The organism is Mucilaginibacter frigoritolerans (assembly GCF_007830615.1).
GTDB classification, from domain to species: Bacteria; Bacteroidota; Bacteroidia; order Sphingobacteriales; family Sphingobacteriaceae; genus Mucilaginibacter; species Mucilaginibacter frigoritolerans.
The window spans coordinates 1-20,002 of sequence record NZ_VLLI01000002.1 but is presented as its reverse complement, the minus strand read 5'-3'; the positions used below and the strand labels follow the sequence as shown (position 1 = coordinate 20,002).

General features: G+C 40.5%; 20 protein-coding genes and 1 pseudogene. 9 read left to right on the top strand and 12 right to left on the bottom strand.

Annotated elements, in window-relative coordinates:
* Positions 1 to 255: 255 nt before the first annotated feature.
* Positions 256 to 1,179 (bottom strand): hypothetical protein, encoded by a 924-nt coding sequence (locus tag JN11_RS03490; protein ID WP_144909696.1) that lies wholly within the window; start codon positions 1,177 to 1,179, stop codon positions 256 to 258.
* Between the two features lie 637 nt (positions 1,180 to 1,816).
* Here JN11_RS03490 and JN11_RS03485 point away from each other — a divergent pair.
* On the top strand, positions 1,817 to 1,999 hold the full coding sequence (locus JN11_RS03485; protein ID WP_144909694.1) for a hypothetical protein: 183 nt from the start codon (positions 1,817 to 1,819) through the stop codon (positions 1,997 to 1,999).
* 74 nt (positions 2,000 to 2,073) lie between these two features.
* Here the strand turns inward: JN11_RS03485 and JN11_RS03480 are convergent, their stop codons facing one another.
* The 6 genes from JN11_RS03480 to JN11_RS03455 all read right to left on the bottom strand — a co-directional run bounded on the left by JN11_RS03480 (position 2,074) and on the right by JN11_RS03455 (position 7,692).
* Positions 2,074 to 2,910, bottom strand: coding sequence for a methylated-DNA--[protein]-cysteine S-methyltransferase (locus JN11_RS03480; protein WP_144909693.1), 837 nt, complete (start codon positions 2,908 to 2,910; stop codon positions 2,074 to 2,076).
* A 221-nt stretch (positions 2,911 to 3,131) separates the two neighbouring features.
* On the bottom strand, positions 3,132 to 3,707 hold the full coding sequence (locus JN11_RS03475; RefSeq protein ID WP_144909691.1) for a YceI family protein: 576 nt from the start codon (positions 3,705 to 3,707) through the stop codon (positions 3,132 to 3,134).
* A 92-nt stretch (positions 3,708 to 3,799) separates the two neighbouring features.
* Positions 3,800 to 4,375, bottom strand: coding sequence for an SgcJ/EcaC family oxidoreductase (locus JN11_RS03470; RefSeq protein WP_144909689.1), 576 nt, complete (start codon positions 4,373 to 4,375; stop codon positions 3,800 to 3,802).
* A gap of 96 nt (positions 4,376 to 4,471) precedes the next feature.
* A complete protein-coding gene (locus tag JN11_RS03465) occupies positions 4,472 to 5,356 on the bottom strand; it encodes an SDR family oxidoreductase (RefSeq protein WP_144909687.1) in 885 nt (294 codons plus the stop codon).
* A 564-nt stretch (positions 5,357 to 5,920) separates the two neighbouring features.
* Positions 5,921 to 6,724: a helix-turn-helix domain-containing protein gene (locus tag JN11_RS03460; protein ID WP_144909685.1), complete on the bottom strand. Its 804-nt coding sequence runs from the start codon at positions 6,722 to 6,724 to the stop codon at positions 5,921 to 5,923.
* Positions 6,725 to 6,762: 38 nt separating this feature from the next.
* Positions 6,763 to 7,692 carry an SDR family NAD(P)-dependent oxidoreductase gene (locus JN11_RS03455; RefSeq protein ID WP_144909683.1) on the bottom strand — a complete coding sequence of 310 codons (930 nt, stop codon included), beginning with the start codon at positions 7,690 to 7,692 and terminating at the stop codon, positions 6,763 to 6,765.
* Between the two features lie 364 nt (positions 7,693 to 8,056).
* Here JN11_RS03455 and JN11_RS03450 point away from each other — a divergent pair, with 364 nt between their 5' ends.
* The 4 genes from JN11_RS03450 (at position 8,057) to JN11_RS24350 (ending at position 10,584) form a co-directional block, all read left to right on the top strand.
* A complete protein-coding gene (locus tag JN11_RS03450) occupies positions 8,057 to 8,929 on the top strand; it encodes a helix-turn-helix domain-containing protein (RefSeq protein WP_144909682.1) in 873 nt (290 codons plus the stop codon).
* A gap of 361 nt (positions 8,930 to 9,290) precedes the next feature.
* Positions 9,291 to 9,701: a DUF1348 family protein gene (locus JN11_RS03445; RefSeq protein WP_144909680.1), complete on the top strand. Its 411-nt coding sequence runs from the start codon at positions 9,291 to 9,293 to the stop codon at positions 9,699 to 9,701.
* 130 nt (positions 9,702 to 9,831) lie between these two features.
* Positions 9,832 to 10,269 carry a DUF1348 family protein gene (locus JN11_RS03440; RefSeq protein ID WP_144909678.1) on the top strand — a complete coding sequence of 146 codons (438 nt, stop codon included), beginning with the start codon at positions 9,832 to 9,834 and terminating at the stop codon, positions 10,267 to 10,269.
* Between the two features lie 162 nt (positions 10,270 to 10,431).
* Entirely contained in the window at positions 10,432 to 10,584 is a 153-nt protein-coding gene (locus JN11_RS24350) for a hypothetical protein (protein ID WP_170227680.1), read from the top strand.
* On the opposite strand, the gene JN11_RS03435 is transcribed toward JN11_RS24350, so the two are convergent.
* From JN11_RS03435 to JN11_RS03425, 3 genes are all read right to left on the bottom strand, one after another.
* Positions 10,547 to 11,671 carry an FAD-dependent monooxygenase gene (locus JN11_RS03435; protein ID WP_144909676.1) on the bottom strand — a complete coding sequence of 375 codons (1,125 nt, stop codon included), beginning with the start codon at positions 11,669 to 11,671 and terminating at the stop codon, positions 10,547 to 10,549. The two genes, JN11_RS24350 and JN11_RS03435, sit on opposite strands and share 38 nt — an antisense overlap.
* Before the next feature lie 72 nt (positions 11,672 to 11,743).
* Positions 11,744 to 12,601, bottom strand: a complete 858-nt coding sequence (locus JN11_RS03430) for an AraC family transcriptional regulator (RefSeq protein ID WP_144909674.1) — start codon at positions 12,599 to 12,601, stop codon at positions 11,744 to 11,746.
* Positions 12,602 to 13,069: 468 nt separating this feature from the next.
* Positions 13,070 to 14,353 (bottom strand): hypothetical protein, encoded by a 1,284-nt coding sequence (locus JN11_RS03425; protein ID WP_144909672.1) that lies wholly within the window; start codon positions 14,351 to 14,353, stop codon positions 13,070 to 13,072.
* A 174-nt stretch (positions 14,354 to 14,527) separates the two neighbouring features.
* On the opposite strand from JN11_RS03425, the gene JN11_RS03420 reads away from it, so the two are divergent.
* A complete protein-coding gene (locus JN11_RS03420) occupies positions 14,528 to 15,604 on the top strand; it encodes a hypothetical protein (protein WP_144909670.1) in 1,077 nt (358 codons plus the stop codon).
* A gap of 296 nt (positions 15,605 to 15,900) precedes the next feature.
* Here JN11_RS03420 and JN11_RS03415 read toward each other — a convergent pair whose 3' ends face one another.
* The gene (locus JN11_RS03415; protein WP_144909668.1) at positions 15,901 to 16,479 is read right to left on the bottom strand and encodes a Crp/Fnr family transcriptional regulator; all 579 of its coding nucleotides are present in this window, start codon (positions 16,477 to 16,479) and stop codon (positions 15,901 to 15,903) included.
* Positions 16,480 to 16,799: 320 nt separating this feature from the next.
* On the opposite strand from JN11_RS03415, the gene JN11_RS03410 reads away from it, so the two are divergent.
* The 3 genes and pseudogenes from JN11_RS03410 to JN11_RS03405 form a co-directional block, all read left to right on the top strand.
* Positions 16,800 to 17,567, top strand: a complete 768-nt coding sequence (locus JN11_RS03410; RefSeq protein ID WP_144909666.1) for an SDR family NAD(P)-dependent oxidoreductase — start codon at positions 16,800 to 16,802, stop codon at positions 17,565 to 17,567.
* 142 nt (positions 17,568 to 17,709) lie between these two features.
* The gene (locus JN11_RS24955) at positions 17,710 to 17,820 is read left to right on the top strand and encodes an SDR family NAD(P)-dependent oxidoreductase (RefSeq protein ID WP_211360635.1); all 111 of its coding nucleotides are present in this window, start codon (positions 17,710 to 17,712) and stop codon (positions 17,818 to 17,820) included.
* 21 nt (positions 17,821 to 17,841) lie between these two features.
* Positions 17,842 to 18,456, top strand: a pseudogene (locus tag JN11_RS03405) (SDR family NAD(P)-dependent oxidoreductase); the annotation flags it as partial.
* Between the two features lie 252 nt (positions 18,457 to 18,708).
* Here JN11_RS03405 and JN11_RS03400 read toward each other — a convergent pair.
* Positions 18,709 to 19,908: an IS4 family transposase gene (locus tag JN11_RS03400; protein WP_144909664.1), complete on the bottom strand. Its 1,200-nt coding sequence runs from the start codon at positions 19,906 to 19,908 to the stop codon at positions 18,709 to 18,711.
* Positions 19,909 to 20,002: the final 94 nt, after the last annotated feature.

Here is a 20,002-nt window from a genome sequence, read left to right as displayed (position 1 = left end):
CTGGATTATTGTTGCTTATTAAAGTAGAATTGTCTTCCTTAATGGCTTTTAACATCTGTTGTTTATGGCATGGAATATAGTAATCTATTTCTTAGTAGCCGCTATCTGTGCATCAAATTTATCAGAATATTTTCCTCCTGGTATTTTAGGGTTTTTGATGTAAGATCCTAAAAAAAACTAACGGTTACAAAATTAAACAGGCTCTTATAAGGTTGCTAATAGTGCAGTAATTTTGAATTTATTTCCTGTTAATTATTACCACATAAAGCCTTGTACGCTAACGAACTTATCTTCGGGCATTGCCATACTTAAAAACATACCCGGATTTGTAGTATATGCTCCGATGGTAATTTCAGCGGCACGAAGTAGTTCAATTGAAGTAAATACTTTAGTCATATCGATCTTCTTTTGTGCGCGCTTTAACTTCAAAAAATTGGGATGTACATACCCGCGTTCCTCTGGTTTGGTAAGGGTGTAGAAACGGATGTTTGGATATTCTGTTTGCAAATATTCAATCACTGTATAATCATCGGTAAATATAAAAACGTCTTTTAAATCCGATAGCTCATTCAGCTTTTCTACATAAGTGGTGGTTGGCAAAATGTCATACTCAGTATCTTTATCACCTTTTCTTACGTGAATAGCAGCATACTTTGCCGGTAAATTTAACCCGGCTATGTTTTTTTGAATCTCTTTTTGTGTGGTGTCGTTAAAATTATAAATCATTTTAACAAACTCGTATGATGCGTCCCGGAGGTTACCTTTAATCCCGAGTTCAGGGAAATCAAACTGTTCTTTATAAAAGTCGTTATTAAAAAACGAATGGAATAATTCGTGTGTTAAATAAGTGTCTTTATTAAAAAACTTAAAAAAGTACCATTGAGGGTAGTGTCTCAGTTTTATTTTTTTTGCTCTTAGTCTTTTGTTAAAACGTTTGTGAAAAGAGGATGAATTTACGGTATCGACAAATGGTTCAAAAAAATCTTCCCAACCTTTGTTTATTTTAAATTGCGAGTTATTTGAATATAAAACAAACTGGTATTTGTTCTTTAAACAATATATCATCCCAAACACCATATTGTTAAATTCTGAATAGAAGCCCCCTTCTGAGCCAAAATTGAAAATGTACTTTTTTTGAAAGGATCTGTTTAATTGATTATAAGTCGCTAACTTATTCATTAGGTTTGGTTTATGATGCTAGTTGTTTATATAGATACGTTATAACAAAATACTGCAAAGCTTAAAAGCAGTTAAATAATACTGATTATCATGGGGCAATATAAAAATTTACTATCTCGCGCCCATTAAAATTGATTGCTTTCTACTGTATTCGATAGCTCATAGGGTCAATAAGTATTCGCAATCCGGCTAATATACATAGCTTAGCCGAACTAAACTTGCGGCATCCAATCTTCCGACATAAATAGCTGAATTTAAGCGCATAAAAAAGCCTCCAAATTTTAATGGAGGCTTTCTGTAGCCCGTAGGGGAAACTAATTTTAGTCGTAACCCGTTGGTTGTCAATGCTATTTTAAGCTGAAATGTCTTGACTCTCCGAATTACTCACTGCAACCATTTTTGTCTGTTTGTAGCTGTAAACCGTTACACTAAGGTAGGTAAAATTGTTCGAAAATTCAATAAAAATCAAGCATTTTCTGTAATTTCAACCCAAATGCAATATGCTGCGAACTGATAGCGTTTTCCGGCCCCATTTAACATTACTCTCAGAATAATTAAAGGGGTTGTTTAACAGCAAGGAACGGATTTTATAGGTGTGGCCGGGGGGATAAATTTGTATTCTCAACCCGATAAAATCATGAAAAACTCAAAGATCGACTATAGGTTTACGGACAATCATATTAACGAGGAAATGAAAAGTCACCAGGTTAATATAAGAAATAAACGCACAATCAGCGATCGTTTGGTTAAGGCACAATCTACTAATGCCCACAATGTGCGCATTGAAAGTAGCTGCCCGAAGAGACATCATCACGTTTAACTCCAACGGTTGTGTTTTTGTCGCCCATCGTAGCGGAGACTTTTTATGGGTATTTGCAGGCTTTATGATATATATTACCCGGTTGCCTGAAGCGCGGCTTCCCAGCCAATGATGGCATTTTTACGGATATACTGCCCGAGCTCACCGTTTGATTTGATGACGCGGTGACATGGTATCAAGAACGCTACAGGATTACTAACGAGGGCAGTTCTCACGGAACTTGAAGCGCCTTTATAGCCTGAACTGTGAGCAAGATCACCATAAGTGGTCAATCCGCCCGCCGGAACCTTTAACAAGGTTTCCCATACCTTGATCTGGAACTCGGTACCTTTCAGATGCAGCTTAATTTCATCCAGTTTGCTCCAGTCCCGTGAGAATACACGCAATGCATTTTGCTGGGCCATGTCTAAGCTCCTGCTATACGTTGCGTTTGGGAAGATCCAGACCAGGTTCTGGAACGTCTTTTCTTCGTCTTCGTCAACGAATGTCATGTGGCAAATACCTTTTGAAGTAGAAGCTACTAACATTTTCCCAAATGGTGAATCGGCGAATGTGTAATTGATTTTTAGTGATTCACCACCATTTTTAAATTCGCCGGGGGTCATACCCTCAACTTTTACAAACAAGTCGTGCAGGCGGCTCGTGCCGGACAGCCCTGTTTCATACGCGGTATCAAATAAGCTTGCACCAGTGTTTTTTAGTATGTCCTTTGCATATTCGGCACTTAGGTATTGTAGAAACTGTTTCGGTGTAACACCGGCCCAATTTTGGAACATTCTTTGAAAATGAAAAGGGCTCAGATTTACGTGTTCTGCTACATCCTCCAGCTTAGGTTGTAGTTTATGATTTTCCTTGAAGAAGCTGATCGCTGATGCCACCCGCCTATAATCCAGTTCTTGTTGCGTTTCCATTGCTTTTAACTATAAACTGGGGGAACGGAAAGATCCAGGATTTGCTAAGTTTTAATAATTCAAAAACCGGTGCGGCAATCTCATTGCCGCGCCGGTTAAAATCTTATCAAATATTCAAATCTCTATTTTCCCGTATGCCTGCAGTTAGTGTTTCTTATTTTTGTGTTATCTGATTGATTTAAATGTTACACACTTTATTTATGCGCTAAGCCTTTTTTTTGCTATTTCGCTTCAGCGAATTCGCCGACTGCTTTTATTTCAACTTCATCGCTTAACATCGGTGGGCCAAATTTGCTGCCTAAGTTAAAATCAGAGCGTTTAAGTTCTCCAGTTAACTGGAAACCGGCATCGTTAGCTTTACTCTGCGGGTTAACAACCGTACCGCGGTACCAAAGGTCCATCGTAATGGTTTTGGTAACACCGTGCAAAGTGAATTTACCGGTAAGTTTGTACTTGCCCGGGCTGACTTTTGTAATAGCCGTGCTTGTAAAAGTAATAGTCGGGTAAGTTGTTACGTCAAAAAACTCCGCAGTTTTAAGGTGATTGTCGCGCATATCGACACCTGTGTTAACTGATGCTACATTAGCCGTCAAATTAAATACGGCATCGCTAAAATCAGGTTTGGTTGTGGTAACCGTTACATCAAAATCTTTAAAAACACCATCAACGTCATTTATTGCTAAGTGCGTGATTGTGAATTGCAGGTGCGAATGCATCTTATCATTCTTCCATGTTGTTTGAGCAAAAACGGTTGTTTGTATAGCTATAATAGCTAACAAAATAGTTATTTTTTTCATTTTGTTATTATTGTTTAATTGTGTTTTGAAAATGCTATATGGTTTTCAATCACCGACTTTCAGTACATGGTGACTGGCCTTCTTTCCGTCTGTCAGTGTGCTACAATAATTGTATTTTGGTCAAGTATAAGTAACCACTTATTTTGCTTTTTTACAATTATATAGGTTTTCATGTGTCGCTCATTTTGATGTTTTACTCCTGCGGGGAATTCATAGTCACTACATTTATGAACAACATTAGCAATCGCAACGGTTGGGCTCAAAAACCGAACTGTCATGCTTTCAACTGTCAATGTAACACCTTTTAAAATGGTTTGACATAAAGGCCGCAGCTCTTTCATAACTTCGTCCCGCCCTTTCGTAATTCCTCCTATTGGATTAATGTGTTCCCAATTCTTTGTCGTATAAGATTCAACATTTTTAAATGCGCCATCGTTATAGTCGTCCTGATAAGCTAATACTACATTTTTCACCAACTGCTCATCTTTTGAACTTTGTCCAAAAGAGGTGTTTGACAAAATAATGGCTAAAAATATGAGCAAACAGACTCTCCTATTCGTTTTGCAAAAGTGTTCCAATCCGGTTACTCCATTTTTGATATAAACAAGGGCGGTTGCCTTATACATTGCACTTGTTGCGCCCGTGGTTAGGGTTACTTTGTTTTTCATGTTGTTTATTTTTAATTATGATTTAAAAACTTAAATATTTCTTTGCTGGAAAGCCGAAGCAACCTAAAAACAAGTTGCCACAGCGTCCGTTGCTTATTATTTGTTACCGTAAATCTTTTTCAAAGAAATTTCAACAGTGGTAGCTTTATAGCCAAGCACATCCTCAAGCGTCCCGGTAGTTTTATCAACTTCACGGTCTTTTGTTACTTTGCTGAAATTTGCAAATAAGTTAACATATCCCGCAGGAACACCCGCCTCGATAGCTACCTTCTTATACTCATCTTCCGATGGAGAAATATATTTTATAGGCAGGTTAGTAATTGAACCGATAATATCCGCGACGTCTCCCCATGACAAAGCTTTCGGTCCGGTCAGTTCCAGGCTTTTATTGGCGTATTTACCGGTTTCATCGAGCAAAATAATCGCTCCTGCCTCTGCCAGTTCATTGCGGGTCACAAAAGAAGTTTTGCCGTCACCTGCCGGGACATAAATAAGATGCTTGGTCAAAACATCATATCCTGCGAAAACCGGTATCATTTCAGTATAGGTACCGTGCTTAAGAATGGTATAGGTGATTCCCGATTCTTTTAATTTAGCCTCGGTATTTAAATGTCCTGCGGCAACCGCCCTGATCGGCGAATCCTCAGTTTCAGTTTTGCGCAGGTAGCTGGTGTAAACAATGTGGGTAACGCCTGTTTCCAACGCGGCTTCAACTACATTATCTTGCTGCGTGATGCGTTTTGCAACATCTGTGTTTGAAACCATATACAAGGTGTCAATTTCGTTAAAGGCGTTCACCAGGGATTCGTAATCATCATAATCCCCGATTTTAACGTTTACTCCCAATTCTTTCAGGGAAGCGGCCTTTTCTTCACTCCGTGCTAAAGCGTACACATTCTTTGCACTTGTTTTACTCAATAAAGTAGTGATCACGCCCATGCCTAATGGTCCTGTGGCACCTGTTACTAAAATGTTTTTCATTTTTTTAATTATTTTAATGTGTTTATTGTCTTTGCGGTATCAATTTATTCCAGCCGACCGTCGTTAACATTGAACTTTCAATTCGCATTGACAAGTCAAAAGTCGGTAGACAACGAACAGAAAGAAATCCGAATCTTGCGGTCTTTCGGAAGAAGTAAAAAATAATCGGAGAAGTCATTTTATAACATGCAGGACCCGGAGTGATGGAACTTATAAAGGGCCGTAAAACGACTATTAGCTCGGTTTGTTTTCTTTGTTTTATTAGAATTAAATAATAAAAGATTCTTGACGACTTCGGGAACATTGGCCACTTGATTCCGTTTGTCCGGTTCAACTATTCCGGCAATTATTTACCATCCAAACCCAATGGGGCTTAATTTCTATGGGAAAGCACTTTTTCTGGCGAATGCATTTTTTTTTGGAGCCCAGCAGGAATCGAACCCGAGTTAATCAGCACACATAGTTCGGTTAAGAACTTTAATTGCTGAACTAAGTGGTTCGAATTCTGTCCAGTATGGGGATGAATTTTAAGAGCCTTTAACTTAGCTATAAAATACTTTATCATCAGTTGACATCCTTTTTTTGACCTGCCAATTCGGTAGGTGTTAAATTGAATAACTTTTTAAAAGCGAACGAAAAGTGCGATAGCGCTTCAAAACCGAGATCCTGATAAATTTCGGAGGCTCTTTCATTCTTTCTTTCAATGAGAAAATATGCTTCATGTAATCGCTTTTTTACCAGCCAGCGATTTGGTGTTTGATTGAAAACCGTTTTAAAATCTCTTTTGAAGGCAGATACGCTTCGCCCTGTCAGGTAAGCGAACCGCTCAATACTCACATTAAATTTATAATTGCGTTCCATAAACTCTTCCAGATCTATTTTTCCGGGAATTCTGTAATCAAAAAACACACCTGATAATTCGGGTCTCAATTTTAATAAAATTAGTAGTAGCTCTTCTCTCTTTAGTTCGAAGAATGCTTTGTCTATTTGCCCTTGCAAATCAAAATAGGGTTTTAGCGAACGAATAAGGTTTGGGATCAGCTCGTTATCACCCATCCGTAAAAATGGTTCGTCCGATTTAATTCTGCTTGAAATGAATTTGTATTTGTCCTGAAATTTTTTCAGGAACGGTTCATCAAAAACGAATATTATTTTCTCAGCCTGATGGTTCTCTTTTGCACTGTCCATCCTGCCTAAGCGGTTTTTACGAACAATACCGTATTCCCCTGATTTCAAAGTGTAGGTCTCACCGCCATAATACCCGCTCATTGATCCATTCACCAGGTAGAAAAACAGGTGCTCGGCAATAAATTGTTCTGGTTTTATTGCTGGTCCTATGAGGCAGGTTTTGTTAACTGATGTTTTCATTTTACTTTCCAAGGTTACCACCTATCAATGATTCCTCATTACCTAAATTTAGATAAAAAAGCGCGGGTTTCAGAAACAACACGATCCTGGAAGTTATGATCGAGAACCAGTGTCGAGCCAAGCATTGGTTCACCTTTTTCGTCGTAATAAATACCAGTCTTACCGGATGTATCGGTTAATACTTTAGTAATAACTTTTGCCGACTTTTCAGGTGTGCTACTGTATTTGGAAAAAGGTGGAATAATGGACATTAAATATCCAAAGATAAAGTGAACTATAGGAGGTACGTTTCCACTACCAAGCCCGGTTCCACGCGTTATTCCTGGCTCAACGGCATTAAAATGCAATCTTTTATTCTCTCGCGCAAAATATAAGGTAGCAGCGAGAATACATTGCTTTGACGTGGCGTAAGCGTCAACTCCTGCCATCTTAGTACCGCCTGCTTCCCATTCGCCACGAGCACTTGCCTCCGTAGAAATATATCTACCACCCTTCATACCCATCACTTTAGCCGGTTTGCGTTCAGGATCTTCAATGGCAGATGCAATAAACACTACGTTTGCCCCGTCAGGAAGATGTGGTGCAAGTGCTTCTGTTAGCGCGAAAGCGCCAAGATGATTAGTAGCATAGGTTAGATCCCAACCCTGTGCATTTTTGCTGGCTTTTGATGGCATAATTCCAGCGTTATTCAGCAAACCCGAAATAGAAAGCCCGAGTTGCATAATTTCTTCAGCAGCATTCCTCACACTTTTGATATCTGAAATGTCGCACAATACTGTTATCGCTTTATACCCCTTATGCTCAATGGCTTTTTGTAGCTGGTTTAGTTTACGCTGATTTCTTCCAAGAAGGATCACTATACCGTACTTCGTCAATTCAAGGGCAGTCGCGTAGCCTATACCGGAGGTTGGGCCGGTTATGATATAGGCTTTATTGATTATTTGATTTTTCAAAACAGTCTTTGTCATGATTCCTATTTCTTAATAAATGATATGCAAATATCACCGGAAACAGGTCGCGCTGTTTTCCTCAAAGGTCCAAATTAATTATATTAAAAAGTCCAATTATAGGCTTAGGTTTTTAATGACTTATTATCAAGATCTGCTTTAATCGCGAGCAAGGTTCGTAATTGAATTGGAAAATGGTTTGAATTCTGCCCAGTCAGGGGAGCAAAGCCTCGCAGAAATGTAAGTTTTTTTTTGCCTATTATTTAAAAATGTAAATTTGCTGTGTTAGCACCTTACCATTTATAATATGTTTAAAAATTGAGATGAGCCGGTAAATCATGTCGGGACTTGCCTAAATATTGAGGGTTCTCTCACGCTAATAAATATGAAAGAAAATTCCTGGGAACTTATAAATCCACAAAGTAAAAACCTGGCATTCAAAGTTTTTGAATTTAATGATGCTCAGGATTTTAAAGAGCTAAAAAAATACAATTACTTCTCGGTGGTTTTAATCGTTAAGGGCGAGGGTACATTGATCGCAGATATATCAGAATATCCTTTCACCCAAAATAGTCTGCTTTGCTTTTCACTATATCAGCCCTTTAAAATAAGATGCGATGGCAAGCTCAGAGGGATGACGATCAATTTTCACCCCGAGTTCTTTTGCCTGCATAAACACCGGAATGAAGTTTCCTGTAATGGTGTATTATTTAATAATATCTACGAATCGCCCGTTCTTGACTTAACAGCGGAGGAGGCACAATCTTTATTTACTATCATGTCCGGCCTGAAAACAGAGATCCAGCGCCCAGGGGCATCACAGCCGGAAATGCTGATATCTTACCTGAAGATATTACTGATCAATGCGACAAGGATCAAAGTTGAGCGGCGAAACAGGATTGAATTAAATCTAAATGATGGGCCCGAGATATTAAACAACCTGAAAGATGCCGTCGAGGAAGATTTTACTTCGCTCCATAGCGCCGGTGACTACGCCAAATTATTAAACATATCTACAGCAGCTCTCAACCGGCTTAGTAAAACGCATTTTAATAAAACACACTCAGATCTTATAACCGACCGCATTATCGTTGAAGCAAAACGGCAGCTTTACCTCACATCTAAGGCGCTCAAACTTATTGCTTATGAACTAGGCTTCAATGACGAGTTTTATTTTAGCCGGTTCTTTAAAAAAAATGTGGCTATATCCCCACAATACTTTCGGGACACGGTCGGATTCGACCGGGCGAACGCTTAGCTATAAAGCCTCAAACTTATTTCAAAATTGTTGCAGGAATCTCAGCACCCTGATCGCATCAGTATTTTTTTAATCCATTTATATCTTTAGACCGGCCTGTCAGTGGGCTATGTAAGGCTTCGTTTTCCCCAACCCTGATGTTAAATAAGACCTCAATTCGGTTTCCCTCCTGTTAGTAAGCTCAAAAGTCAAATAATTACTTTGTAAACAGCGACCGTGTAACGCAACTGTCCATGTGATCGCACGATGTGTCCATGTTCACGCCGACCGGTAATGAGGACCTTTGTATTGTTAATTGGGGCGTCGACAGTTGCTCCGATTATTTTGAAACACGCAATATTTATACATAAAAACGAAAACAATGAAAAACGAAAAATTAGTACCTCCGTTCAGCGCGGAGACAGCAACAGAAAAATTAAAGCTAAATGAAAACGAGTGGAACACGCATGACGCCGCTAAAATTGCCCTTTTGTATACTGAAGATGTAGAATGGTCAGATCGCACGACTTTTCTGACCGGCCGCATTGCGGTTGAGGCTTACCTGATGAGAAAATTTTCAGAGCAGCTGAATTATAGAATAAAAAAAGAGGTATGGGGAGCTAAAGAAAACCGGAACGCGATACGTTTCCAGGAAGAGTGGCAGGACGAATCCGGCCAATGGTACCACAGTTATGGTAACGAACAATTGGAGTTTGACGAAAAGGGTGTTATCAGGAAACGCTTTGGCTGTATCAGCGACAAAACCATTGATGAAGGAGAAAAGACGCTGTAACGACATCAAATAATCATTAATTTCATTAAAATTTAAAAAAATGAAAAGGTCAAATAAAAAAAGCTTGACACGTTCAGTCAAAAGATCAGTTATAAAATCGCTTTTTATAGTAAGTTCGATAGCCTTATTCATGAGTTTTTACACTGCAGCAAAGGCGCAGGAAGACAACATTGTTCCACCCTTTACGCAGGAGTCAGCACAGGCAAAACTTAAAATCAACGAAAGCGTCTGGAACACACGCGACCCGGAAAAGATTGCAATGCTTTACGGACCTGATGCTGAATGGAGAGACCGGACTAATCTGATCAAGGGCAGGGCCGCCATTATTGCCTACCTGAAAGAAAAGTTTGCGAAAGAAGCTGACTTCAAAACATCCAAAGAAGTATGGGGTGCTAAATTGAGCAAAAACGCGATTAGGTTTGAAGATGAATGGCGCGATACAAATACCGGGCAGTGGTACCATAGCTACGGCGTTGAGGTCGTTTTATTTGATGACGAGGGAATTATCATTGAAAGGTACGCCAGCATCAATGATAAACCGATCAAAGCCAGGGAAAGATCTTTATAAAAATCCGTTGGTTCCCTTTAACAGTCTAAAATGAGCCTTTTGAACAAGTTAATCCTCCTTATCTGAAACGCAGAAACTTTGTAAAAAATGCAGTGTTTACTGCTTTGGGGACGGTTTTGGTCAGCCCTTTGGAGGTATTGGCAGAAAAAAAGAACAATTTCTATGAAAACAAAAGATCAATTAAAGGACATGGAACTACCGGCAGGCACACGCGAGCGGTATGTTACCGGAGTCAACGGCCTCACCGTGCATGTATTGGAAGCCGGCCCCTGGTCTTTTAAAAGCCAAACCCTTCTTTATTCCTTTTACGGATAGCTTCTTCGGTTCTCGGAATAAATGCGTTCAGTCCAAAATCTATTACCACTGCCTGTACTTCCTCGATAAAAGGACGGAAACTCTCATTATATTCCTGAAATGCCAGTTCATAATTGCCATTACATTTCTCAAAAGCGTCTGCCAATGCAGCCGCTCCATCTATTGCCAGTGACCCGCCGCGACCCGCGGCCGGAGACGCGCAGTAACCGGCATCGCCCACCAGCGCGACCTTGCCTTTTGTCCAGGACGGCATTTTCATTTGACAGAGCTTGTCAAAGTAAAAGTCGTTGGTTTGCTGCACCTCTTCCAATAGTTCCGGTGTTCGCCAGCCCGTTCCCTGAAACTGATCCAGAATAATATTCCGCATCTGCTGTTCGTTACGATAGTCGTAAAGGATTTCTTGCTCCGAAAAAAAGGCTAGACAAATATCAGTTTTCTGATTATAGGCATTCAGCATGACGGTCTTGCCAGGTTCGCTGTACATCTGCGTGGTGTTTTCCGGGATCAGCAACTTGTCCACGATGGTGATGGAGAAGTAAGTTTGTAAAAAATGCGAAAACGCTGTTTCTTCCCCAAACCAATGCTTTCTGACGGTTGAATGAATACCATCACAGCCGAATACCAGGTCAATGGTCTGTGGAGCTCCTTTTTTAAAGCTGACTTCCATCTGGTCAGCGATTTCTTTCAAGCCGTCGATAGTGTCATCGAAAATAAACGTTGTATGAACTTTAACAGCATCGTACAAGAGGTGCAGCAGGAAGTCACGTTCAATCTCGTATTCGACTTCGCCGCGTTCTACCTGGTTTTTCTTGTGATAGTCCAGCCTTTCCGTTATATCATCCGCATTCTTAAACTCCATGGATTCCATGTTGAGTCTGTTGGCTTGGATCTGATCGAACAGGCCCATCCGTTTTACAATGCCGATGGTGTTTTCTAAGATGTTTACAGGAGTGCCGCCTTTTTTGAGGCCGGGGGCGATTTCAACAATAGTGACTTGGTAACCGAATTTGTTCATCCAGTAGGCGGTGGAAAGCCCGGCGAAGCTGGCTCCGGATATGAGTACTTTTTTATGATTTTCTATTTTCATTTGATATGCGTTTAAGACAAAGGAACCCCATATCAATTAGGCAAAATAGGCCGTAACAGCGTAAGACTTGGACTAATCGCGGTTTTTATTGCGGAAGATCAAAGGTGCGATGCCTGCGACTTTGGTAAACAGCCTGGAGAAATAAGGATAATCATCATACCCTAATCCGGCAGCGATCTCTTTCAGAGACTGGTCAGAATGGTAGAGTAAACGTTTGGCTTCCAAAATCACGCGCTGCTGTATATGATAGGAAACAGGATGTCCAGTCATGGATTTTACACATTCGTTCAGATAAGCGGCGGACAGATGTAGTTTTTCTGCATAATCTGTGGGACGTTTGAGCCGGGTAAAATGATGCGCCAGGTCTTCCCGGAAGGCCTTGGTCACGAGTTCTGATCGGGTTAACTTGTCCGCTGGTTTGCTTTGCGCGGTATATGTTGCAATGATCAATCCTACCAGGGCATTCCCATGGTGTTTGAGTATAGATTGATAAATCAGATCCTTTTTTCTTTCGGCTATTTTGATACAAAGTGACGCCGCTTCGGACAATAATCCGAACGTTTCGGGGTTCAATAGAACCGGGGCAGCAGGCCTGATGTCTTCCAGCAATTGCAGGTATTCAGAGTTCAGTGTTTCGTTAGTGATGGCCCAGGCGGTTACGGTCACATTTTCAAACCCGGTGATACGGTGTACCTGGTCGGGATGCATATAGATGGCACCAGGGGATTGGATTTGGTAGCGTTCAAAATCAATTTCGATGGCTACACTTCCTTTTTCGAGCAGGAAGAAAGAATGACGGTCATGGCGCTCTGGCTGTTCCCATTCCCCGAGCTCCGGCAGGTTTTCAAAAGCGAGCCTTTCAATGCTGATACCTGCGCCGGACTCGTCTCCGAAATGATTGACCGGTATGGGTTGATTTTTTTTTGGCATCGTTGCTGGTTACAGAGTAAAGGTAGTTTTTTGATTTAAATTATCGGGTATGCATCAATTTACAATAGCAGTCTTTATCCAAATATGGATCGCGATAATTTTAATTGTAATATGTTCCAAAAGCTGGAATATTTACGGTTGGAAATTTTTCTGTTGAAGATACTTCATGCTCCCGAGGCGAATTGTTAAAGGATAAACGAGCGGGAGTGCCGAAGTTGAAGATTATCATGACCACCAGGTTGGGTGAAAGGTGTTTAATTACTGATTTGCTATCGTTATTATATACATAATAATAATGGCTGATCACCTCATTTAAGCTTCCATCTGTTGCGTATAATATCCCATTCTTACCTGCCTATTTCATCATCATAAATTGTTTATCGCTTCACTTTTACGCCCTTTGCTTTCATTATTCCAATAGCAAAAAAATCAATAAGCAATTCACCTGATCTTTGCAAGCTGTGGTTTTTATTTTCCCAATGCCTGCCGATATATTACTTTTTGTCGGCTGCCAAGTTGAACATACTTTATTTCGCCTGCACCTTCAAACCCAATTCCAATACCAACAATTTTACCAATATCCTGAGCAATTAATCCCGAATAAATTACTTTATCATTGAGTGATATTTTTATGTGGCTATTTTGAATACTACAGGAAAGATGCTGAAAAGAATTAAAATCACAGCCAAATGCGCTCAGGTCGTGATCTTTACCAAAGATCGTTTCACGGCCCAAAGACAGGTTAAGTGTGGCAATACAGCCCTTATCTGAAAGCGGGATGGAGATTTCGTTTTCCGTTCCAACAATTTCTACCGTTACTTTCCGACAGGACGATTGTTCAGGGGCGGATGTATTTCGCAAAGTAGTCTCAAAATCAAGATCATGTCCGCTGGCTCCTTCAAAATAGCGGAAATTATAAAAATGCACCCAGGCATCGTTTAATACGCTTGACCCTTTCAGTTTTACAAATGTTTGGCTCTTTATCCCCATTCCACCCTGTAAATTCATCGAATCGGCATTAAGGTAAACAGGCACAGGGCTTTTGTCAATAATACCCATCCACCCATTTGTTTTTATAAACACGCTGGCCGTCTTCCTGATCTGCCCATCGGCTACCAGCTTCGCATTAAAGTATCCGGGGTAATAGTAAATGGATGTATGCTGCTTTCTATTTTTGCTAATCTTTTCCGTACGCTTCGGGTCCCAGCTTTGCTGCAGGTAGATCTCGTTTGCCGGGTCATTCGAAGCGTCATAATTGAAAACAACGGAATTGGGCATTTGGTCAGAAACGACCCTACTTTCAAAAACCTCCTTCATCGCGTCATACTTATTTGTATTGACCGAAGTTTTAAAAAGTTTTGTTATGAACAATATCATCAACCCTGCGCACACTACAACCACCGTGATAAGCAGTGGGCGTTTATAACTCGGGTAACTACTTGGTATTTCATACGCTGAACGTTCACCCTCAAAAGTATTTTCATCCATCTTTTTTCTGAAGGCTCTCCAATCTTCAAAATCTAGCGCATGGGCTAAAACATTAAGGGTAGCTATTGTTGGTGTACTCTTATATTGCACCTTACCCCATAACCTCTTTAAAGTCGATAAGCTTAAGCGGGTATTAGTTTTGGAAAAAATAATTTCACCCAATTTTTCAAAATCATACTCATTCCAGGTATCACTGCTTTCCCACCCTAAAGATTTTTCAAAAAGTTCCCGCCATAAGCGAATGTATGGCTCTTCTTTGCCCATGCTAATCTGTTATATTAATTCGCCGATGTTATCAATCTGGTATAATTCAAAATTAGCGAAAGCATCCCGTCCCGGCAATATTATAAGTAACTGATAAATAGTGTGATGTGACTTGAACCGAAGTTGAACGCTGCTTGAATTGCCGCAGAGAAAAGGAAATTCGATGTTTGCAGCATGAAAAATAATTCAATGCTGCGCACGGTAGAAGCCCGTTATATGATGATATTAATGTTATTGATTGTATTCGCTTTTAAAAGTTCTGCAACAATGGGCCAAACCCTTTACGTTGACGGGCTAAAAGGAAAAAACAATGCTAAAGGAACAGTTAATGATCCCCTACTGTCCCTTGACGAGGCCGTGTTAAAAACAAACAGTTTTAAAGGTAATGAACCTGTCACCATAAAGCTGAATCCTGGTTTATATACGGTTACCCACAAACTTATCTTAAAAACAGCCGGATCGGCTGCCGGTAAGGAGCCGTATACAATCGAGGCTGTTACTTTGCCTGACGATAAAGCATGGCAACCGACCAGTATGCCGGTGATCCTTTGTATATCAGGCAATAATGCCGACTACGAATTTGCCCATTGCGAGGGAATGTCTGTCTTCCAAAACAATATAAATATTAGAGGTCTGAAATTTGTCGGTAATCCAAATACAAGCGTACATTACTACTATCCAATAGGCAGGCACGATAAAACCTTAAGCGGGTTGAATGTTACGCAATGCCTTTTTATCGGCGAAGCGAATTCTTCAGCAATTCAAAGTGCATTTTGGGTCGCCGGCCGGGGAATCCATGTAGACCATTGTATCTTTCACAATAGCAAAATCGCTTTTGTGCTCAGCGGGAATATTAACGGTTTTTCGTTGACACATTCCATCATTGATGGTGCTTATAATACGGCTATCTGGTATGGATTTGACGGAACACAGCCAAAATTTACCTTCAAAAACAACATTGTTACCAATTGCTATTATGTGATGGTTTATCCTGTAGAAAATGGGCAACCTGCTTACACATTCAGTGATTCTTATATTACCAATAATAAAAACTACCTGGGTAATTATCCAAAAGCACAGGATAGATTTTTTGCCGAACCAAACAAGCATATCAAAGAAATCAATATCAAAAAAACAGGAACAATAAAACTGGTTGATGTCAAAGATGACGGGATTACCAGGGACAATCTTAACCCAACTAAAAATTCAGCAGGGCAAAGTACAGGTGCCGGCTTATTTTTGAATAAGTGATCTTGCCATAAGAGAATACTTACCGCGTTTTAATCCAAACTTTTCCGAAATAATAAAGGTAGGTTAAATGGCAGATTGAGTTTAATCAGGATCAAGCCCGATTAAATAAGGTTAAATCGTTCCGGGGTGTGCTTCTATCGGTCTAAAATAGCTGACCTTGTCCTCTTTGTTTGATCATACAGCAAAAGTAAACATTTAAATAGTTGGGTTTACCCGATGAAATGACCATTCGCAATAAGACGTGCAGCGGTTATGGTATTTAGAGAATAAAGAAGTAAATATTAGTATCGTGCACTTTATTTTTGAACATAGTGACTTCTGACCCGGCTTAGGGTCTCTCTTGAAACGCCAAGATACGAGGCGATCATATGCAAAGGAATACGATGAAAAATATCCGGAAAGCGGGTGATGAAATGCTGATATTTTTCTTCCGCGGTGTAACTGATCGCGCTCATGACCCGGTTTTGAATAGCATCATAGCTTTTGGCTAACAGGCTGTCGACAAAAATTTTAAATTTGGGTATAGTTGTCAATAGAGTGTTAAAGTCCCGTTTATCAATCAAAATAACTTCGGAATTTTCCAGAGTATCGATATTGCACCGCGAAGGCGTAGCATTATTATAACTTTCCCGGTCACTGATCCACCAATTTTCCACGGCAAAACGGAGGATATGCTCCACGCCATCGTCTCCCACACCGTACATACGCATACAACCTTTTACTATAAAGCACTCATAGTGGCATATATCACCTTCCTGAAGGAGATATTGTCTTTTTCTTATATTTCTTTCGATACAAACCATCCGAACAGCTTCAATTTCATCAGCATTCAGATCGGCTTTTTCCCTTAAATAATTTTCGAATGCTTTAAACATGCCTAGTTGTATTTAACAAAAATATTTAAAAATCGCCCTAAAGCGCAATTTCAAAATATAAAAATAATATATAGGTGACCAAGCAGTGGAATATATTACAGGTTTTCATTTTGTGGCGGTAAAGTCAAAATGAAATTACCGTTAATGAACGCGGTTGTTTAGGTTATCAATCATTCCTTTCATACAGATGTTCTGGTCAATTGGAATTACTACGCCGAAAAGAAATAACCGTGACTTTTATCACGTGTATTTTGCGTCATATCTCCTTGTCCCACATGAACTCATTAGTCGACCTTTGTCCCAATTTAAATATTAAGATCATGAGACTAAAAAATAAAGTAGCCGTCATTACCGGCGGAAACAGCGGCATCGGATTTGGTATCGCTAAAGAGTTTTTCTTAGAGGGAGCTCAAGGAGTAATCGTCGGCCGCACGCAGGAAACCCTGGACAGTTCTTTAGCACAGCTTGGCGGTAGCTTTATCGCAATCAAGGCGGATGTGACCAATCAGGAAGATCTTGACCGTGTATTTAAGCAGACATATGAAAAATTCGGAAAGATAGATATAGTGGTTGCCAATGCCGGCGGTGCGACCACCGGTGCAAAACTGGGATCAGTGGCGGAAATTGGTGAGGCCGATTACGACAAGACGATGGACCTGAATTTGAAAAGCGTTTACTTTACAATTCATAAAGCGCTTCCTTATATGAATGACGGCGGCTCGGTCGTTATGATCGGCTCGAACGCAGCACACATTGGTTTACCTGCATTATCGCTATACGGCGGTGCAAAAGCTGCGCTTATTGCCTGGGCCAGGGGCTTTTCACTTGACCTGCTGGAACGCAAAATAAGGTTTAATGTCGTTTCCCCTGCTGCCATTGACACACCGGTATTCGAGAAATTTGTTGAGCCAGGCCAGGTTGAAGCCGTTAAAAAGCAGTTAGTGCAAGGCATCCCTATGGGCCGTATAGGACAACCCCTCGATGTCGCAAAGGCAGTTGTGTTTTTGGGTTCAGACGAATCATCATTTGTGCTTGGCACGGAGATTCTTGTCGATGGAGGCTCAGTTAACCTTCAGCCGTTTAAGTAAGATCATAACCCTATAAAGAAGGGACAGATTCCGTTTGCTTTAGGAAGTTTGGCGCAGGGGCAATTGAGTGTCTTTGCGCCGAATGTCCTTGTCAACTTTGACCAACTTACAGGCGCATTTGCCTTATAAAATTAATCCTAAAATGAGATTAAAAAATAAAATAGCCGTTATTAGCGGCGGCACAAGTGGCATCGGACTTGCCATTGCCAAACGTTTTGTAGAAGAAGGCGCGGAAATATTTATTTTCGGCTGAAGAAAAGATGCCTTAGATGAAGCGGTCAGAGTTATCGGCGGCAAGGTTACAGCGATTCAGGCCGATGCCTCGAAACTGAAAGACCTTGATCATGTCACTGATGTTGTCAGGAAAGCAAAAGGTAAAGTAGACATTTTGGTTTCTAATGCAGGATTTACTGAGCAAGTTCCGCTTCGTGAAATTACAGAGGATCATTATGACCGCACATTTGATTTGATGGCCAAAGGCCCTCTATTCCTTACACAAAAGATGCTACCGCTAATGGATAGCGGAGGCTCAATCATTCTCGTTTCTTCGGCGATGCATTATATGGGCCTTGCCAACCACTCAGCTTATGCCGGCGCTAAAGCGGCGCTGCGGTCATTTGTCCGTACCTGGGCAGCAGAGTTTAAAGACAATGGTATTCGCGCCAATCTTTTAAGCCCGGGGCCATTTCCAACCGCAATCATGGAAGCCCAGGCAAATAATTCTGAAGAGCTTGACGCGCTTCATTCGCATTACGCAAATTTCGTCCCAATGCTTAGACTTGGGCGTGTAGAGGAGGCAGCGTCAGCAGCAGTATTTCTTGCCTCGGATGAAAGTTCTTTCATGACAGGATCTGATGTTGTTGTCGACGGCGGAATCAGTAATGTTTAATCCGTTGCCGCAGGTGTTTCTAACCCGCATTTGGAAAACAAGAAAACCCGCTTAATGATATAAAAAAGCGGGTTTTTACGATGTGCGTCCATAGGGGAACGATCTCGAACCGCTTTTTAACAGATTTGAAACGGTTAGTAAGAATTTGAGGTTTCAAACTATTACTGTCCGGTAAAAATATTGTAGCGATTGAAAAGTATAGCTAATGCAGCAATTCAAGCGTTTTACATCTAATTTATTTACAGCAGGCTCCTAGGTAAAAAAGAGCAATTGTTGAGAGGGTGTAATCTGTTTAGTTGAAAGCTTTTGCTGTAATGCTTTTTCTGGTGATTTGAGAAAACCACGTATATCTATGTAGGTCATAAGGTGCAGCCGTATCATTGCAGCTAGATTAGCGAAAGACCATTTAGCGGCTATTCCTTTCTTAATAATCTTTAATATTAGATCTGCTATTAGAGAACACCATATTTGTAGCTTTATAGCATTCTCTGAATCGCCAAGAAAGTACTTAAGCGGATAGTTTTGTTTCATTCTTTTGAATAGTATTTCTATTTGCCAGCGCTTACGATATAGCTCTGTTATAGTCAGCGCGCTCATTCTCATATTGTTGGTTAAGAATTCATATACTTCTCCTGTCGTAGGGCTTTTGTATTGCACAATTCTACCCAAAAGCCGATTCCCGCCTCTGTAGCCCAGAAGGATACTTTTGTCACCTATTACTCCTTTGTCTTTATGCGGATTATCTAATTCTTGTAAAACATCATAAGCAGATCTGCTTCGTTTGCGGGTAATCCATGTAACACCTGATGTTGAAAAGCTATTAAGTTTTATATAATCAGCGTACCCTCTGTCAAAGACAATAATTGAACCTTTTGGAAGATGCACCTCTTTTAAAAACTGGGAATCGTTGGCAGCAGCAGCGCTGTAACGAATCATGCAAGGTATATCCTGATCGCTCCTTATCAGTGTATGAACCTTGATACCTCCCTTTCGTTTCCCCGCAGGGTTTTTACCAGAAGTGCGCAGTATCTCCTGAAATAAAGAAATAGTGGTAGAGTCAAATATATACAGGCGGGAGGCTATGCTTTTCTTTCGGCTGTCCGATAAAAAATCCGAATACTTTTGATAAAGCCTGTAGTAAATGGCACCAAAAACATCCGCTTGTCTTCTGTTATTGGCATCTGATATAGTACTGCGCCTGGGATGATAACGTACGCCCAAATGATTAAGCCTTTGCTCTGTCGCAAGCATGCCTGTTGTTACTTCCCGCAACGAATTGCAGTGATTGAATATAGCATAAAGCATGGTCACTAAATGCTCGTAGGTATTGAAACGCTTACAGTATTTATCTGCATGATGATCGGCGGCTATACGACGGATAATATCCCGGGGTATGAATCTTAATAACTGAGCGAATATCGGCTGTCCGCTAAAAAAAGTACTTTTGTTCATTGGTGTTTTTTTGTGTGGTAACTTAAAACTACCAATAAAGGGAGGTCTTTAAAAACCTCCCTTGCTTTTTTTTAATCTTTACCGGACACTAATA

What these genes read in the sequence shown, in the direction of transcription:
- JN11_RS03455 (WP_144909683.1), bottom strand. Translation starts at nt 7,692, where the DNA reads ATGACAAAGACTGTTTTGAAAAATCAAATAATCAATAAAGCCTATATC.
- JN11_RS03485 (WP_144909694.1), top strand. Translation starts at nt 1,817, where the DNA reads ATGAAAAACTCAAAGATCGACTATAGGTTTACGGACAATCATATTAAC.
- JN11_RS03445 (WP_144909680.1), top strand. Translation starts at nt 9,291, where the DNA reads ATGAAAAACGAAAAATTAGTACCTCCGTTCAGCGCGGAGACAGCAACA.
- JN11_RS24955 (WP_211360635.1), top strand. Translation starts at nt 17,710, where the DNA reads ATGAGATTAAAAAATAAAATAGCCGTTATTAGCGGCGGCACAAGTGGC.
- JN11_RS03450 (WP_144909682.1), top strand. Translation starts at nt 8,057, where the DNA reads ATGAAAGAAAATTCCTGGGAACTTATAAATCCACAAAGTAAAAACCTG.
- JN11_RS03440 (WP_144909678.1), top strand. Translation starts at nt 9,832, where the DNA reads ATGAGTTTTTACACTGCAGCAAAGGCGCAGGAAGACAACATTGTTCCA.
- JN11_RS03425 (WP_144909672.1), bottom strand. Translation starts at nt 14,353, where the DNA reads ATGGGCAAAGAAGAGCCATACATTCGCTTATGGCGGGAACTTTTTGAA.
- JN11_RS03475 (WP_144909691.1), bottom strand. Translation starts at nt 3,707, where the DNA reads ATGAAAAAAATAACTATTTTGTTAGCTATTATAGCTATACAAACAACC.
- JN11_RS03465 (WP_144909687.1), bottom strand. Translation starts at nt 5,356, where the DNA reads ATGAAAAACATTTTAGTAACAGGTGCCACAGGACCATTAGGCATGGGC.
- JN11_RS03480 (WP_144909693.1), bottom strand. Translation starts at nt 2,910, where the DNA reads ATGGAAACGCAACAAGAACTGGATTATAGGCGGGTGGCATCAGCGATC.
- JN11_RS03430 (WP_144909674.1), bottom strand. Translation starts at nt 12,601, where the DNA reads ATGCCAAAAAAAAATCAACCCATACCGGTCAATCATTTCGGAGACGAG.
- JN11_RS03470 (WP_144909689.1), bottom strand. Translation starts at nt 4,375, where the DNA reads ATGAAAAACAAAGTAACCCTAACCACGGGCGCAACAAGTGCAATGTAT.
- JN11_RS03460 (WP_144909685.1), bottom strand. Translation starts at nt 6,724, where the DNA reads ATGAAAACATCAGTTAACAAAACCTGCCTCATAGGACCAGCAATAAAA.
- JN11_RS03420 (WP_144909670.1), top strand. Translation starts at nt 14,528, where the DNA reads ATGAAAAATAATTCAATGCTGCGCACGGTAGAAGCCCGTTATATGATG.
- JN11_RS03400 (WP_144909664.1), bottom strand. Translation starts at nt 19,908, where the DNA reads ATGAACAAAAGTACTTTTTTTAGCGGACAGCCGATATTCGCTCAGTTA.
- JN11_RS03435 (WP_144909676.1), bottom strand. Translation starts at nt 11,671, where the DNA reads ATGAAAATAGAAAATCATAAAAAAGTACTCATATCCGGAGCCAGCTTC.
- JN11_RS03410 (WP_144909666.1), top strand. Translation starts at nt 16,800, where the DNA reads ATGAGACTAAAAAATAAAGTAGCCGTCATTACCGGCGGAAACAGCGGC.
- JN11_RS03490 (WP_144909696.1), bottom strand. Translation starts at nt 1,179, where the DNA reads ATGAATAAGTTAGCGACTTATAATCAATTAAACAGATCCTTTCAAAAA.
- JN11_RS24350 (WP_170227680.1), top strand. Translation starts at nt 10,432, where the DNA reads ATGAAAACAAAAGATCAATTAAAGGACATGGAACTACCGGCAGGCACA.
- JN11_RS03415 (WP_144909668.1), bottom strand. Translation starts at nt 16,479, where the DNA reads ATGTTTAAAGCATTCGAAAATTATTTAAGGGAAAAAGCCGATCTGAAT.